This is a genomic window from Pantoea sp. SGAir0184 (genome assembly GCF_043544755.1).
Map to the genome: position 1 here is coordinate 567640 of NZ_CP028051.1, position 15707 is coordinate 583346.

10 protein-coding genes and 2 pseudogenes are annotated in these 15707 nt (G+C 53.3%); 9 read left to right on the forward strand and 3 right to left on the reverse strand.

Annotation, left to right across the window (positions count from 1 at the left end; genetic code table 11):
• Window positions 1-12 precede the first annotated feature (12 nt).
• The 3 genes from C1N60_RS22755 (at window position 13) to C1N60_RS22765 (ending at window position 11682) form a co-directional block, all read left to right on the forward strand.
• Window positions 13-10722: a hemagglutinin repeat-containing protein gene (locus tag C1N60_RS22755; protein ID WP_394521859.1), complete on the forward strand. Its 10710-nt coding sequence runs from the start codon at window positions 13-15 to the stop codon at window positions 10720-10722.
• Complete coding sequence (locus C1N60_RS22760; RefSeq protein ID WP_394521860.1) at window positions 10722-11054, forward strand: hypothetical protein; 333 nt, start codon at window positions 10722-10724, stop codon at window positions 11052-11054. Before C1N60_RS22755 ends, C1N60_RS22760 begins: the two co-directional genes overlap by 1 nt.
• Window positions 11055-11409: 355 nt before the next feature.
• Window positions 11410-11682: a colicin immunity domain-containing protein gene (locus C1N60_RS22765; RefSeq protein WP_058775970.1), complete on the forward strand. Its 273-nt coding sequence runs from the start codon at window positions 11410-11412 to the stop codon at window positions 11680-11682.
• Between the two features lie 38 nt (window positions 11683-11720).
• Here the strand turns inward: C1N60_RS22765 and C1N60_RS22770 are convergent, their stop codons facing one another.
• Window positions 11721-11939 carry a SymE family type I addiction module toxin gene (locus C1N60_RS22770; protein ID WP_058775900.1) on the reverse strand — a complete coding sequence of 73 codons (219 nt, stop codon included), beginning with the start codon at window positions 11937-11939 and terminating at the stop codon, window positions 11721-11723.
• A 336-nt stretch (window positions 11940-12275) separates the two neighbouring features.
• Here C1N60_RS22770 and C1N60_RS22775 point away from each other — a divergent pair, with 336 nt between their 5' ends.
• Window positions 12276-13067 carry a VENN motif pre-toxin domain-containing protein gene (locus C1N60_RS22775; protein ID WP_394522005.1) on the forward strand — a complete coding sequence of 264 codons (792 nt, stop codon included), beginning with the start codon at window positions 12276-12278 and terminating at the stop codon, window positions 13065-13067.
• A gap of 303 nt (window positions 13068-13370) precedes the next feature.
• On the opposite strand, the gene C1N60_RS22780 is transcribed toward C1N60_RS22775, so the two are convergent.
• Window positions 13371-13583, reverse strand: coding sequence for a SymE family type I addiction module toxin (locus tag C1N60_RS22780; RefSeq protein WP_058775899.1), 213 nt, complete (start codon window positions 13581-13583; stop codon window positions 13371-13373).
• A gap of 283 nt (window positions 13584-13866) precedes the next feature.
• Between C1N60_RS22780 and C1N60_RS22785 the strand changes: the two genes are divergently transcribed.
• The 5 genes and pseudogenes from C1N60_RS22785 (at window position 13867) to C1N60_RS22805 (ending at window position 15374) form a co-directional block, all read left to right on the forward strand.
• Entirely contained in the window at window positions 13867-14034 is a 168-nt protein-coding gene (locus tag C1N60_RS22785; protein ID WP_394522006.1) for a VENN motif pre-toxin domain-containing protein, read from the forward strand.
• Window positions 14013-14192, forward strand: coding sequence for a hypothetical protein (locus tag C1N60_RS22790; RefSeq protein ID WP_282997117.1), 180 nt, complete (start codon window positions 14013-14015; stop codon window positions 14190-14192). Before C1N60_RS22785 ends, C1N60_RS22790 begins: the two co-directional genes overlap by 22 nt.
• Before the next feature lie 108 nt (window positions 14193-14300).
• Window positions 14301-14519, forward strand: a complete 219-nt coding sequence (locus tag C1N60_RS22795) for a hypothetical protein (protein WP_282997118.1) — start codon at window positions 14301-14303, stop codon at window positions 14517-14519.
• Window positions 14520-14690: 171 nt separating this feature from the next.
• Window positions 14691-14956 (forward strand): annotated as a pseudogene (locus tag C1N60_RS22800) (TNT domain-containing protein); the annotation flags it as partial.
• A 1-nt stretch (window position 14957) separates the two neighbouring features.
• The gene (locus tag C1N60_RS22805; RefSeq protein ID WP_348879319.1) at window positions 14958-15374 is read left to right on the forward strand and encodes an Imm63 family immunity protein; all 417 of its coding nucleotides are present in this window, start codon (window positions 14958-14960) and stop codon (window positions 15372-15374) included.
• A 57-nt stretch (window positions 15375-15431) separates the two neighbouring features.
• On the opposite strand, the pseudogene C1N60_RS22810 reads toward C1N60_RS22805, so the two are convergent.
• Window positions 15432-15664: pseudogene (locus tag C1N60_RS22810) on the reverse strand (SymE family type I addiction module toxin).
• Window positions 15665-15707 lie beyond the last annotated feature (43 nt).

Below are 15707 nucleotides of genomic sequence, written 5' to 3' on the forward strand. Positions count from 1 at the left end.
GAGGCAATGATTATGGATGATCGTCAACCGGTTTCCCCGTTTCGTCGCGCGCTGAGCTACTTCATTTGTTATCTGGTGGCGGTACAGCCACTGCTGCCGGTTGTGGCCGCGGAAATTACCCCGGTTACGCCGGGCACGCGCATGGATGCCGCGGGTAACGGCGTGCCGATGGTCAATATCGCCACGCCGAATCAGGCTGGTGTTTCCCATAACCAGTACCAGCAGTACAACGTCGGTCAGCAGGGGCTGATTCTCAATAATGCCAGCGGGCAACTTACCCAGACGCAACTGGGCGGACTGATCCAGAATAACCCTAACCTGCAAGCCGGGCACGAAGCCCGGGCGATCATCAATGAAGTGGTGGGAGCTAATCGTTCGCAGTTGCAGGGCTATACCGAAGTCGCGGGTAAAGCCGCGAATGTGATCGTGGCCAACCCTTACGGCATAACCTGTAACGGCTGTGGCTTTATTAATACGCCCAACGTCACGCTCACCACCGGAAAACCGCAGCTGGATGCCAGCGGCAATCTTGCCGCGCTGGAAGTCACCAAAGGCGACGTGACGGTTGAGGGCAAAGGGCTGGATGGCAGCCGCGCTGATGCGGTATCGCTCATTGCGCGCGCCACCAAAATTAATGCGGATATTCATGCCAGCGATCTCGCTATCACGGCGGGTGCCAACCGCGTTGCGCAGGACGGCTCGGTTACGCCAATCGCCGGAGAAGGGCCAGTGCCGTCAGTGGCGGTCGATACCGGTGCGCTTGGCGGCATGTACGCTAACCGGATTCATCTGGTGTCGAGCGACAAAGGCGTCGGGGTCAACATCGGTAATCTACTGGCCAACCAGGGCGATATCACGTTAAACGCGAATGGCACCCTGACACTGGGGAATGCCAGCACCAGCGGCAAGCTGCTCGCGAATGCCCGCGATATGCAGCTGCAGGGGACGCAACAGGCGACCGGTGACGTAACGCTGAACAGCCAGGGCAATGTGCAGCTGCGTAACAATAAACTGACCAGCGGCGGCAATCTGCGCCTGGCGGCAAGCGACGTCACGGCAGATCAAAACAGCACCGTTGCAGCTAACGGTGACATCAGTGTGACGGCGCAGACGCTGATGAATAACGGCCTGATTCAGGCGCAGAAAAACCAGACTATTACGACAAATACCTTACGCAACCAGGGACGCTTACAGTCGGCAGGCGGGCAAACGCTCAAAACCTCATCGCTGGACAATCAGGGATTGATCGGGTCTTCGCGTGCGCTGCATATCAGTGCCACGCAGCAGGCGCTGAATGGCGCAACGGGGACGTTACTCGCCGGTGAAGAGCTGGACTTAGCGGGTGGCGATTTCACCCTGAACGGTTCTGTAAGCGGTAAAAACGGCCTGACGCTAAGCAGCACCTCATTGCAAACCGCAGCAGACGCCCGGCTTAGCAGCCAGCGCAACATCAATCTCAGCGCCCGTCAGCAAATACTGCAAGGCGAGATTGCCAGCGGGGGTAGCCTGATGTTGAACGGCGATACCCTCACGCTTGGCAGCACAGGCAGACTGCACGGTGACGGTGACGTCTCACTGACGGCCAGCCAGCAGGCTACGATCGGTGGTCAGCTGGACGGAGATAATGTTCAGCTGAGCGGCGGTGCCTTGCACCTGAGCAAAACCGGAATGCTCACGGCTCAGCAGGACCTTAGCCTGACCAGCGCACAGCAGCAGCTGGATGGACAAAGCCGTGCGGGTGGCAATGTCACTTTACGTGCAGACCGCCTCAACGCTCTCAGTGAGGGCAAGCTATCCGCCGGTAATGACATTGCATTACAGGTTAATGATCAAAGCCAGTGGGCTGGCACGCTGATTGCCGGACGCGAGCTGGCTTTCAGTGCAACTGACTTCGTCAATAGCGGTACGCTGGCGGCAAATGGTAATACGCACTTCAGTTTTGATCACCTCACCAACGCGGGTCTGCTGCAATCGCTCGGCCAGCAAACGCTTTCTGGCCACGTATTAACAAATAACGGTACGGCACAATCTGGCGCCGGGCAGCGGCTGGATGTCGGCCAGCTGGATAACAACGGTCTGCTGGGCGCGCAGGGCGACTTAACGCTGAATGCGGATCAGTTTACCGCTGGCGATGGCAGTAACACCCTGACAGACGGCGCTCTGCGGGTGCACTCCAGCCAGGCTGACCTCGGTGGAACGCTGAGCGCGAAGCACAACCTCAATTTCCAGACAGAAAAACTGACGACCCGCGCAGGTTCGTTACAGACCAGTGCGCAAAACATTCAGCTCAATGGGCAAAATATTGAGCTGAACGGCACGCTTTCCGCCGACCAGGCGCTGACACTGAATTCGCAACAGTTAAGCAGTGGTGACAATGCGCGCACGCAGGGCAAAAGCGCCATCGCGCTCAACGTTGCCGACCAGGCCGATCTGGCTGGCCAGTGGTTTACACCCGGCCAGCTGACTTTGCAGGCGGGTATGCTCAACAACCGGGCGCAGACCGGCGCGCAGGATCTGACCATTGCCGCAGACATTATTAATAACACGGGCGCGCTGAGCGCCAATGATCGCCTGGATCTGACCGCTGGAACATTACAGCAGCAGGGCACTCTTAACGCGCTGGGCGCGATGGCGATCCGCAGCGATGCGTGGCGCAACCAGGGGCAAACCTCTGCGCGAACGCTGGATATCAGCGTAAAAAACACGCTCGATAACGCGCCTGCGGGCTCACTACTGGCCTCAGATGGGGTGTCGCTGAACACTTCCGCGCTGAGCAACGCAGGTAACCTCAGTGGACAAACCCTCGAACTTGATACCGAACAACTGACTAACAGTGGGCTGATGCAGGGCAATCAATCGGTCACGCTGCGCAGCGATGCGCTCAATAACCTGCAATCCGGGCAAATTCTGTCAGGCGGTGCGCTGAAAGTGGACGCTGAAAGCACACAAAATGCCGGACGCTTGCAGGGCAGCTCGTTGCAACTGCGCGGCAATACGCTGAATAACAGCGGAATCGCCCTCGGCAGCAAAGGGCTTGATGTTGCGTTGCAGCAGACGCTGGACAACGCAGGTAGCCTGCTGTCGGACAGCGCCGCTACGCTGCAAAGCCGCGAGCTTAATAACAGTGGCAAGCTGTTGAGTGGTGAACAACTTTCGCTGACAGGCTCGCAGTTGCGTAATCAGGGTCAGATGCAGGGCGATATGCTGGCGATTCAGGCGGACAGTGTAAGCAACAGCGGCAATCTGATCGGCTTGAAATCCCTGGTGTTGCAATTACAGCAGGATCTGACCGATGCCCAGTCGGGCCGGTTACTGACTCAGGGCGCGTTGAACGTGAATGCGCAACGTATCAACCAGCAGGGTAGCTGGCAGGCGAACAGCATTGATGCCCGTGCCAGCCAGATTGATGTCAATGGCAGCATCCAGTCCGCAGCGCGCACCAGTCTTACGGCAACCGGCAACCTGCACACGCTGGCACAGGGTAATATCGTTTCCAGTGGTCTGGCGGCCATTCAGGCGGCGAGCCTGAATAATGAAGGCAAATGGTCGGCAAAAAATCTGCAGCTGCAGGGTAATTCGCTGCTTAATCAGGGAAGTGCTACAGCAACAGACGAGCTGACGGCCAACCTCAGCGGACAGTTGCAGCAGCTAAAAGGCGCTGCTTTGCTGAGCGCGGGAACCAGCACCCTGAAAGCGGGCTCGATTGATAGTGCCGGTGATATCGAAGCCAAAAATCTGGTGATAACCAGCGGCAACCTGACTAACCGTGGTCAGCTGTATGCCCAGCAGAACCTGAATGGCAACGTTGAACAGGCGATTGCGAATCAGGGCGGGGTTCTGCGCAGCCAGGGTGCTCTGCAACTCAACGCGCAATCTTTACTGAACCAGGGACAGATTCAGGGCGATGGCATTACGACGATAACGCTAAGCGACAGCCTGAATAACCCGGGAAGATTGCTTACCGGTGGACGATTGACGCTGTCGGCACCGACGGTACTGAATAGCGGCCTGGTGCAGGCGCAGGGGCTGGCTTACAGTGGTAACAACCTGGTGAACAGCGGGACTTTTACCGGTCTGGGTGATAGCCAGGTGAATGCCAGCCAGATGACCAATCAGGGACAGCTGCAGGGCGATAATTTACAGGTGCGCGGCGGTGTGTTGCACAACAGCGGTAGCGTATTCGCCAGCCGTGCGCTGGCCCTGACCTTACAGAATGCTGATAACCAGGCAACCGGCAAACTCTATAGTGCAGGCGATCTGACCCTCAATACGCCTGTGCTGAATGCGGCCGGCAGCCTGCTGGCGCTGGGCAACATGACCCTGCAACTGGGATCGGGGTTCACGCAGAGCGGCACGCTGGCAGCGGGTAAAACGCTGAATCTCAGTACGCAAGGCGATCTCACCGTTCTGGGGACGCTGCAGGGCAACAGCCTGCAACTCAGCAGCAATAATTTCATCAATAATGGTCAGCTACGCAGCGGCAGCGGCGCGTTGAACGTCGATGCCAGCAACATGACGCTTAATGATAGCGGAAGCGTCCAGGCCGGCGGAGATATGCGTCTCACCAGTCGCGGCCAGTTAGTGAATTATGGCTTCGTCGGGACAGCAGGGAATTTGCTGATGACAGCAGGCAGCCGGATAGAAAACCGTGCGCTGCTGTATGCCGGGAATAATATGCAACTGCTGGCCAGCAGTATTCAAAATAATTGTGGCGATATCCTGGCGAATAATAGCCTGTGGCTGCAGCGCGATGCGGCGGGTAACGCCAGCGCTGAAGTGATCAATACCTCAGGCAATATTGAAACCTCGCTCGGAGATATCACCATCCGTACCGGGCATCTGCTGAATCAGCGTGAGGGGATGAATACCTCTGTAACTTCAGCGTCCGCTACGAATGCCCCCGCCGGATTGGGACAAGCCACCATGAAAGTGAAGCTTGGTCAGCTTGATGACGATGAGATCGGCGTTTATCACGGCATGCATGGTTATCAGACGGGGGGAAGTAATGGTAAAGGAAACGGCCACACCGAATACCGGCCTTACACCACGCTGGCACCGAAACTTAGTACGGCGGTTCGCAAGTTTCTCGTAAGTTCTACCACCGTCACGGCCAGCGCGACTGGCGGTGCAGGTCGAATCGCTGCTAACCGGAATCTGGTAGTGACAGCCGATGCCCTCGACAATCAAGCCAGTAATTTACTCGCCGGTCAGGATATCGTGCTCACCGGCAACAATCTGAATAATCAGTCCTGGGAAAACAGTATTCAAAGCCAGTATCTGGTCTACAAATATGGCAATCCTAATACGGGACGGATTGATACTAACCTTTACGGCGAAGAAGATACTGCACCTTCGATCATTGCTGATTTACGTAACGGGAATTCACATGGTGTGAAATACGAGAGTGGCCTGGGCTCCGAGGTGGTTTATACCCTGCAGGGCGCACCCGTTTATGAAACCAGCCAGACGGGAGAAGGTCTGCGTGCCGTGATTCAGGCTGGCGGCAACGTCAGCGCCCGTTTTACGAATAACCTGAGCAATACGGATACCGTGGCTAACGCTGGCAGCATGGTGCATGCCATTAGCAAACCGGGTATCGCAGGAACTGCGCCACTGCAATCCGTGGGTGGCGTGCAGAACCAGCAGCTTGCCGCCGGGCAAACTATCGCCGTCGGGTCTCCGCAGTGGAAGGATGCGCTGACAGGCGCGCTACAGCAAATAGGTAATCAGGGCGCGGCGTTAACTGATTATCCACTGCCTGCCGGTAACAACGGCCTGTTTGTCGCCAGTAAAGATCCTGCCAGTCCCTACCTGATTACCACTAACCCACAGCTGGCAGAGGTCGGTAAAACCGACGGCAGCCTGTTTGATGGCCTCAATGCGTTTCTCAGGAACCCGACTTCCGGGGCAGCTCAACAATCGGCTCAGGCGGTAACGCAGCCGACGCTGAGCAGCAGCCCACGAGTCGAAACGGCGGCAATCTATACCGACAAAGATAAATTCCTCGGTTCTGCCTATCTGCTGAATCGTCTGCAGCTTACACCCGATAAGGATTATAAATTCCTCGGTGATGCCGCGTTCGATACCCGCTACGTAAGTAACGCCATATTGAGCCAGACCGGGCATCGCTATGTGGGTGGTACCGGCTCCGATCTGCAGCAGATGCAATACCTGATGGACAGCGCGGCCCGGCAACAGGCGGGCCTGGGCCTGCAACTGGGGGTTAGCCTTTCGCCGGAACAGGTGGCGGCCCTGACTACGAGTATTGTGTGGTGGGAAAAAACCACGGTTAATGGTCAAACCGTGCTGGCTCCGAAACTCTATCTGGCGCCAGGCGACAGTGAGATAGCGGCAGGTAGTGTGATTGCTGGTCAGGCGGTGAAACTGGATGCCGGGCAGATCAATAACGACGGTAGTACTATCAAAGCCGAAACGCTGCTGTCAGCCAACAGCAATAGCACGCTGAATAACCTGCATGCTGGTTTACTGGCTTCGGGCGGCGATCTGCAACTGAACGCGATTGGCGATATTAATAATATCGGTGCATCGATTTCGGCCGAAACCGTTTCGCTCGCATCGGCGGCGGGAAACATCAATAACGTTACGCAGGCTCAGCAGTGGAGCAGCCTGGCGCTTAACGGCATCAAAAATGCGCCCGCGTTAAGCTTCAGTGATACCCAGTTAGGGGATGTGGCCAGTATCTCAGCCAGCAAAAATGCCAGCCTCAGCGCGGGTGGCAACATCAATAACACGGGTGCGACGCTCGCTGCCCGCGGTGATTTACAACTGGGTGCGCGGGGCGATATCAATATCGCCGCCAATGCACTGCATACCGATCGCCTTAATAAAAATGGCAGCGCTGTGGTGACCACCAGCCAGGACGGTAGCGTAAGCGCGGGTGGCGATCTCACCGCGCGTGCCGGTCACGACCTGAATCTGAGCGGCAGCACGCTGGTGTCAAAAGGCGATACGAGGCTGGCCGCTGCAAATGATATCAATCTGAATACGCTGGATAACAGTAGCCATCAGACGCAGGGCAATAGCAAAAGCGACAGCATTAACGCTACGCGCAGTACCATCCAGAGCAGCGGAAATTTAGCGTTGAGCGCCGGTCGCGATATTAACTCGCAGGCAGCGCAGCTGATGGCCGATTTAAACGCCTCCCTGAGCGCAGGGCGTGATCTGAACCTGAATGCCCAGCAGAGTCGCGTATACAGCGAGAGCCGGGGCGGCAAAAAAGTGACGATCAACGAGCAGGTTCGTCAAACCGGCAGCGAAATCAGCAGTGGCGGTAATATCGTGCTCGCAGCAGGGAATGACATCAACAGCGCAGCCAGTGAGATTACGGCAAAACAGGATATCGCCGCGCGAGCCGGGCATGATATTAACCTCACTACGGCCACCGAAAGCGATTATAACTATCGCGAAGAGACGAAAACCAAAAAAGGTCTGTTCAGCAAGAAGACCACCCACACCATTCAGGAAGACAGCGCTACGCACGAAAAAGGCACGTTGCTCAGTGGCAACAATATCTCCGTGAGCGCGGGTCACGATCTGCTGGTAAAAGGATCGCAGGTCGCGGGTGATGATAATGTGGCGCTCAGCGCCGGTAACAATGTCGGGATCTCTGCCGCTACCAACACGGAGTCAAGCTGGCGCTTCTCCGAGACGAAAAAAAGCGGCCTGATGGGAACCGGTGGGCTGGGTATCAGCATCGGCAGCAGTAAGTCGCTGCACGATCTGAAGGAAAAAGGCACGACGCAAAGCCAGAGTGTCAGTACCGTTGGCAGCACCGGCGGGAACGTTTCAATCACCGCAGGCCAGCAGTTGCAGGTGCAGGGGGCGGATTTGATTGCCGGCGGCAACATGGCTCTGAAAGGTGACAGCGTAGCAATCACGCCCGGCCACGATGTACGTACGCGCGACGAACGTTTTGAGCAGCGCACCAGTGGACTGACGCTGGCGCTTTCAGGCGCAGTAGCCGAGGCAGTTAACAGTGCGGTCTCTGCCGCACAGTCCGCCAAAAAAGAGAGCGATGGCCGTCTGGCCGCATTACAGGCAACCAAAGCGGTGCTTTCCGGTGTTCAGGCGAACCAGGCAAGCCAGCTTGCGCAGGCCAATGGCGATCCTAACAATGGTGTTGGCATCAGTATTTCGCTGACCACTCAAAAATCAAAATCTCAGCAGCATCAGGAGTCCGACGCCGTCAGCGGTTCTACGCTGAATGCCGGGAAAAACCTCAGTATTGATGCCACCGGTAACGGCAATAGTGCCAGCAGCGGTGATTTACTGATTGCCGGTAGCCAGCTCAAGGCTGGTGGTGATACGTCACTGCACGCAGCGAACGACATCAACCTGACGGGCGCGGCAAGTACGCAACAAACCAGCGGTAAAAACAGCAGCAGCGGTGGCGGTATCGGGCTAAGTTTCGGCGTGGGCAGTGGCAGCGCAGGACTGAGTATTTTCGCCAGCGTTAACGGGGCGAAAGGCCATGAAAAGGGGAATGGCACCGTCTGGAGCGAAACCACCCTCGACAGCGGCGGTGTTGTCGACATCAGTAGCGGTCGTGACACCACTTTGACTGGCGCGCTGGTTAACGGTAACAGCGTGACTGCTGACATTGGTCGCAACCTGTCTATTACCAGCCTGCAGGATAGTGATAACTATGATTCGAAGCAGATCAGTGTTGGTGCCGGCGGCAGTTTCACTTTTGGCTCGATGACCGGTTCCGGTTATATCAACGCCAGCCAGGATAAAATGCACAGCAATTACGACAGTGTGCTGGAGCAAAGCGGCATTTATGCCGGTCAGGGCGGGTTTGATATTACCGTTGGCAGTCACACCCAGCTCAATGGTGCGGTGATCGCCAGCCAGGCTGACGCGGATAAAAACCGTCTTGATACCGGCACGCTTGGCTTCACGGACCTGCATAATCAGGCAGATTATAAAACCCAGCACCAGGGGATTGGCCTCAGTTCGACGGGCAACTTCAGCGGCCAGTTCAAAGGGAACATGGCCACCAGTATGCTGGCGGGCGCAGGCAGCAGTGGCCACGCAGAGGGAACCACGCAGTCAGCCGTTGCCCAGGGAACGATAGTGGTGCGCGACCAGGCAAATCAGCAGCAGGATGTTGCTGCACTTAGCCGCGACACCGAGCACGCTAATGACAGCATCAGCCCGATTTTCGACAAAGAGAAGGAGCAGAAACGCCTGCAGACGGCTCAGCTGATCGGTGAAATAGGCAGCCAGGTTGCTGATATCGCCCGGACGCAGGGGCAGATTGAGGCGACGGAAGCAGGTAAGAAGGAACTGGCAAAAAACAACATAAACCAGCCGGATGCCGACGCTCCTGCGGCTGAAAAGAAAGCGTATCAGGAAGCGCTGGAAAACAGCAGTGATTATAAGAAGGCCATGGCACTCTGGGGCACCGGCAGCGATATCCAGAAGGGGATTCAGGCGGCGACTGCGGCGATTCAGGGTTTGGCGGGTGGCAATCTGGCACAGGCAGCCAGCGGCGCGGCGGCACCGTATCTGGCCGAGCAGATACACAAATATACCGCCGACAATCAGGCCGCAAAAGCGATGGCTCATGCAGTGGTAGGTGCGGTAACATCGTGGGCGGCAGGCAACAGCGCGGCAGCAGGCGCGACCGGTGCGGTCAGCGGAGAGCTGATGGGTCAGTTGATCATGCATTCGATGTATCCGGGTAAACAGGTCAGTGACCTGCAGGAGTCGGATAAGCAGATCATCAGTGCACTGAGTACACTGGCTGCAGGTCTGGCAGGCGGCGTGACCGGCGGCAGTAGCGCCAGTGCGCTGGCCGGCGCTCAGGCTGGGAAGAATGCGGTTGAGAATAACTCGCTGGGTGATATAGCGCAGGCGCAGTCTGAAGGTAAAACGCTTGAGCAGAAGGCCGGTGAGTATGTTGAGGCGGAAAACGAGCGCTATATGAAGGAGAACTGTGCCGGATTAAGCGCGGAAGCCTGCTCGGTGAAAATGTACGACGAGCGGCGTGAATCGCTGAAAGAAACTCTTGCCGCCGGTGCAGATTTTGTGCCGGTGGTGGGTGATATCAAGAGCTTTGCGGAAGCGCAGAGTGCGCTGGATTATCTTGCCGCAGCGTTAGGGTTGATACCGGGCGCAGGGGATGTGGCGGGCAAGGCCATTAAAGCGGCTGAGACAGCGCTGAACAAAGGGGAACTTGCTGAAGCCTCGAAGCTGATCAATAAGGCCAGCGATGAAATCGTTGCAGTATCAGGTAGTAAGGGAAACTGGAGTAAAGAACTGAATAATCCCCTGCCAAATAAAACGTATAAAGTTGATGCTAATAAAACTTATGTGACCGATAATAATGGCCGGGTAGCGTCTGTTGAAGCAGATCTGTCATTATTGACAAAAGACCGTAATACATACCAACAGTGCAAAGCTGGTAAATGTGGGGTTGCAGGGGATGAAGGTGGTCACCTGATAGCCAGCATTTTTGGTGGTATGGGTGAGAAGCTTAATATTGTTCCAATGAGTGGTAATCTGAATAAGGGTGCCTGGAAACAAATGGAAAATACGTGGGCTTCTGCCCTGAAAGAGGGTAAGCAGGTGAATGTTAAGATAGATCCCGTTTATTCTGGAACTGGTGGTCGCCCTGAAAGCTTCAACGTTATCTACTCTATTAATGGTGGTCGCCCAATAGAAAAAACCTTTATAAATGCACCGGGAGGGAAATAATGAGAAATGATCAAGAGATTTATAAAGATATCGGTACTGTTTTATATAGTATCGCTCCCGACAAAGCTAAGAAGATCATTATGCGTGCAGAATTGTCACCGGAAAATGATCATTGTGAGTATGAATATGATTATCTTGATGATGATGATAAAACTCAATGGTTAACGGCAGGTGGAAGGGCGAATACAGATATCCTTCATTATTTAGTAGAGCTTCGCAACTACTATATTGAAAACAATCTGACCAATGGCCGCCCTGCGTGGCATGGATGTAAACTGACTCTGGATGTTGAAAAAATGAAACTAAATATAGACTTCCGCTACGACGATTAGCCATCAATGATCCCGGCTCTCAAGCCGGGATCTTCCTATTTTTAGCCGTCAAATCCACCCATAATGCCCGTTCCCGCGCTTGATCACCGGCAGATCGTCGGTGTAGTTCAGCGCGCCAAGGAACGCCTTAAGTCACTGCTTCATCTTCGGCCTGTTGACGGAGACCACGCCACATTTAGATAACACAAGTACTTATGAACATGGCAAATACTTGTTAGTTCCAGAATTGAAAGTATTTTTTAACCCGCAAAAAATAATGTAGTTGTGGTTGATATAACAGGTAATTTTGTCAGTGGATGGAAGCTTGATCCTCAAACGAAAAAGTATGATAACGTTATGGATAACGAGATTCAAGATGAGTCAATCACTTAAGAGCTACATTGACAGTTTTATATCCAAGGACATAACCGCTGGCTGCTTTGTGGACACTTATATGATTAAGTGGAAAACAGAACGTGATAATGAATTACTTGCACAGGATGATGATAATTTAAGTGAGTTACTCTCCAGCGTATTTTGTATTGCTGATATGTATAACCCAGATAATGATCGTCAAGAATGTGAATTTAATGAAGGTCAACTTTGGTGTGAAATAAATAAGCTAATAGCCGCTTATACAGATAACTAAAAGGAAATCCTGGCCATTGAGCCGGGATTTTTACATTATCACTCAGCTGCTGCCAGCCGGATAATCATCTGTCCCGGTTCAGTGATCCCCTCGATCTTCTGCCTGGTCGCAAATCCCAGCTCTGCCATCCAGTGCCCGCGCAGGGTGATCGACGGTGAAGGCCGGTGCTTCAGGTGATCACGAATATATCCCACGGTATAACGTCTTGATTTAGTTGAGGGCGTGTCGGTTTCTGACTTAAGCTGGGTGCCAGCCATAAGCAGCTCCTCGTTAATTGCTTGCGGTCAGCGGGCTGGGATATTCGAGCACCTCAGTTCCGCGCCTGTTAGCTAATCCGTTTACCCATCACGTTATCGAGCATCTCAGAAATAAACTTCTGCTTCGCCATTAGCGTCTGTCGGATCGCATCGATCTGCCTTTCCAGCCGTGGCACCAGTGCAATGGTTCGTGTGATAAGATCGCGGGCGGCAGGAACCAGCGCGGCAGCAGGTGCGACCGGTGCGGTCAGCGGAGAGCTGATGGGTCAGTTGATCATGCATTCGATGTATCCGGGTAAACAGGTCAGCGACCTGCAGTAGTCGGATAAACAGATCATCAATGCACTGAGTACCCTGGCTGCAGGTCTGGCAGGCGGCGTGACCGGCGGCAGTAGCGCCAGTACGCTGGCCGGCGCTCAGGCAGGGAAGAATGCGGTTGAGAATAATGCGCTAAGTTTGGGTACGGGTATGACCAGTTCAGGCTCCGCTGCGCAGTCATGGAATCAGTATTCAGAGGAACATAACCTTACACCAGAGCAGAAACAGGCAGGATTGGATAAACTGACGCAGGGTGATTTGCCTGACGGCGCGAATATAACCAAGGTTATCGTGAATGGATATAAGGACGGCGTGTTGATAGCAGGAGCAGCTTATTTAGGTCCGGCTGCATCGGTAGGTAAAGTAGTCGGTGGTGCAGTCATCGCGGCAATGGCTAATGGTACGTATCAGTGGTTTGATATCAACAGTGAGAAGAATCAAAGCCTGCCTGAAAATCAGCAAACAACCTGGGACTACTGGGGCAGTGCTTCTGCGGCTGTAACCGGCGCACTGGCTCCGGGACGTGGACTATTGCAGAACGTAGGAATAGCTACGACTGGTGCGGCATTGAGCAATGGAGCTGATATTGGGGCGATTGGTATCGCCGCAGGTAGCGCTGGATTGGGATGGGGATTTGGTGAATATGCACCAGGGGTTGTTAATTCGTTAACAGGAAAGGATGCACCTGGCTTCATATTTGATGCTATAGGCTCGCTCGGGACAGAATTTTTAGGTGGATATACACAAAATCTCTTAAATACATTAACTCCACAAAAATCTTCTGAAAAAGAAAAGGAGGAGAAAAAATGATCGCATATATCAAATTACTAATTTACTCTTGTGTTTTTTGTATACTGATTTGTTTTATTTTGGGGGCTGGATCATCGATGATTATATATATCAAAAATGGATTTTTTCTAATTCCCGATGGACAGCTAAAGAGAGCTATTGTTTTTGGAACTATTGCAGGAACAGCGATTACATTAGCTACAATAGTTTTTAATCTGACAGACAAGTTCAATACGCGAAAATCTCCCCCATCAGATCCTAATTGATCTTAACAAAAAATCCCGGCCAGTGAGCCGGGATTCCATTTTTATCAGTCAGTTATCCTTAAGCAGCCAGGCGGATAATCAACTGTCCCGGCTCAGTGAGCACCTCGATCTTCTGCCCGGTCTCAAATCCCAGTGCCGCCATCCAGTGGCCCTTCAGGATAATAGACGGTGAAAGCGTGAACTTCCTCTGATCCCGGACATATCCCACGGTGTAACGTCTTGATTGAGCTGTGGGCGTGTCGGTCTCTGGCTTATGATGCGTGCCAGCCATAACCAGCTCCTTGTTAATTGCTTGCGGTCAGCGGGCTGGGGTTTCGAGCACCACGGTTCCGCGCCTGTTAGCTGCTCCGTTTACCCATCACGTTATCCAGCAACTCAGAAATAAACTTCTGCTTAGTCATTGGCGTCTGTCGGATCGCATCGATCTGCCTTTCCGGCCGAGACATCCGTTCAATGGTTCGTGTGATACGATCGCGGGCGGCAGGAACCAGTGCGGCAGCAGACGCGACCGGTGCGGTCAGCGGAGAACTGATGGGCCGCTGATCATGCATTCGATGTATTCGGGTAAACAGGTCAGTGACCTGAAGGAGTTGGATAAGCATATCATCAGTGCACTAAGTACCCTGGCTACAGGTCTGGCAGGCAGCGTGACCGGCGGCAGTAGCGCCAGTGCGCTGGCCGGCGCTCAGGCAGGGAAAATGTGGTTGAGAATAACTGGCTGAGCGTGCAGGAAGCCGACAGAAAGAAACAGCTGGAGACGAAGCGCGACTATCTGAAACAGGAACTGACACCGGCTGAAGCGAAAGAGCTTGCGGCGATTAATCAGACAGATAAAGCGCGTGATGAAGCGATAAAAGCGGTCTGTATGGATGGTAATTAAGGTGATTCAGCCTGTGGTGCGCTGATTGGCCCGGCTCAGAAAGCATTTAATAAATATGGTGAAAATGCGACCTACTCATTGTTGTACAGGGATTTATATCCACAGGATGTGAAAAACCTGGAAAGTGTTTTGCAGGGACTGGATGCAGGCAGTATCAGCCGCGACCAAGCCATAACAGCAATAGCACAGGCGTCCGGTGTGAGCTGGGAAACAGCAGCAGGCCGTTATGATATAGCAATGCAGACTCAGGAACTGGCTGCCGCTCTGGCGGGTGCTTACGGGCTGAAGAGTGTAATTAAGGAACCGACAAAAGAGAGTTCAGCATAAAAACTATCTCAACCTTCAGCCGGAAGAACGGCAGAGCCAAATAGAAATGCTGCTGATGAGGAAGCTTCAGGGGGGTCACAGTACGATAAATACCGTAATGAAAGCGGAGACTGGAACTGGCCTGCAAAATTAGGTTTTGCCGAAGAACCAGTTAAAACAACGCTTCCTGTAGGCACTCATTTGGATAGGTATGGCAAGACAAATGGTTCTTTCTTGGCACCACAAGGTACGCCCCAGGAACAGCGCGCTTTAGCCCTGGCTCCTTAGCGGATAAATACCATGAATACGTTGTCATAAAACCGTTGCCTGTTATGCAAGGGAAAATAGCCCCTGCTTTTGGTGAACCTGGCGGAGGTATTCAGATTCTGCCTAATATGCAGGAACCAGTAAATGTACAATGGTTGTTAGACAACAAATATATTGAGAGGGTTAATTGAAATGCTGTTGAGTATTAATGATCTTCAAAAAAAAATAGATACGCTGGTTTTGATATTAGGTTTTCCGGTTCACTCTGTTAACCTTTGCTCAGCACCTATTGATGATGGAACGCCTTATATTTCATTTGAAAATGGAAAGTATAATTATATCTGTTCCGAGAGAGGATGTGAGTTCTCTAGAAAGGTTACAGATTCAACAGATGAGTTACTTTATTGGATTATGTATGATTTTATACATGATGTAGCAGTCGAGTACGAATTAAATAATCGGATTCCTGGTAAAGATAGTCGGCGTATTTATTTTCCAAAGATTATTGAGCTTATGAACAAAATCAACATCGACTGGGGAATAAAATCTCGAAAACATTTTGAAGAAATTCTTGCTGCCAGTCCTTACGATGATAGCCTCTACTTATAATCTTAACTCAATAAATCCCGGCCTTAGTGCCGGGATTTTAATCCACAGATCAGTTAATTACCCTTCATTCGCCAGCCGGATGAGCAGTTGCCCCGGCCCGGTGATCACCTCGATCTTCTGCCCGGTCGTGAAGCCCAGATGCTCCAGCCAGCGGCCTTTAATGGTGAGCTTTGGCAGCGGGTTCGGCTGGCACCGGTTAGGCCGCTAGCCGACCTGTAATAATGCGCCTGTAGTCCGCAGGCAGCGGTTGTGGGTGTGCGGGTCTCTGACTCATGATGCGTGTCAGCCATGATCAACTACTTCTTAGTTGCTCATGGTCAGTGGGCTGGGGTG

Bases quoted from the DNA above. Each gene is read 5' to 3' on its own strand.
- C1N60_RS22770 (WP_058775900.1), bottom strand. From the start codon at position 11,939: ATGGCTGGCACCCAGCTTAAGTCAGAAACCGACACGCCCTCAACTAAA.
- C1N60_RS22780 (WP_058775899.1), bottom strand. From the start codon at position 13,583: ATGGCTGGCACGCATCATAAGCCAGAGACCGACACGCCCACAGCTCAA.
- C1N60_RS22765 (WP_058775970.1), top strand. From the start codon at position 11,410: ATGAGTCAATCACTTAAGAGCTACATTGACAGTTTTATATCCAAGGAC.
- C1N60_RS22760 (WP_394521860.1), top strand. From the start codon at position 10,722: ATGAGAAATGATCAAGAGATTTATAAAGATATCGGTACTGTTTTATAT.
- C1N60_RS22785 (WP_394522006.1), top strand. From the start codon at position 13,867: ATGTATTCGGGTAAACAGGTCAGTGACCTGAAGGAGTTGGATAAGCAT.
- C1N60_RS22805 (WP_348879319.1), top strand. From the start codon at position 14,958: ATGCTGTTGAGTATTAATGATCTTCAAAAAAAAATAGATACGCTGGTT.
- C1N60_RS22755 (WP_394521859.1), top strand. From the start codon at position 13: ATGGATGATCGTCAACCGGTTTCCCCGTTTCGTCGCGCGCTGAGCTAC.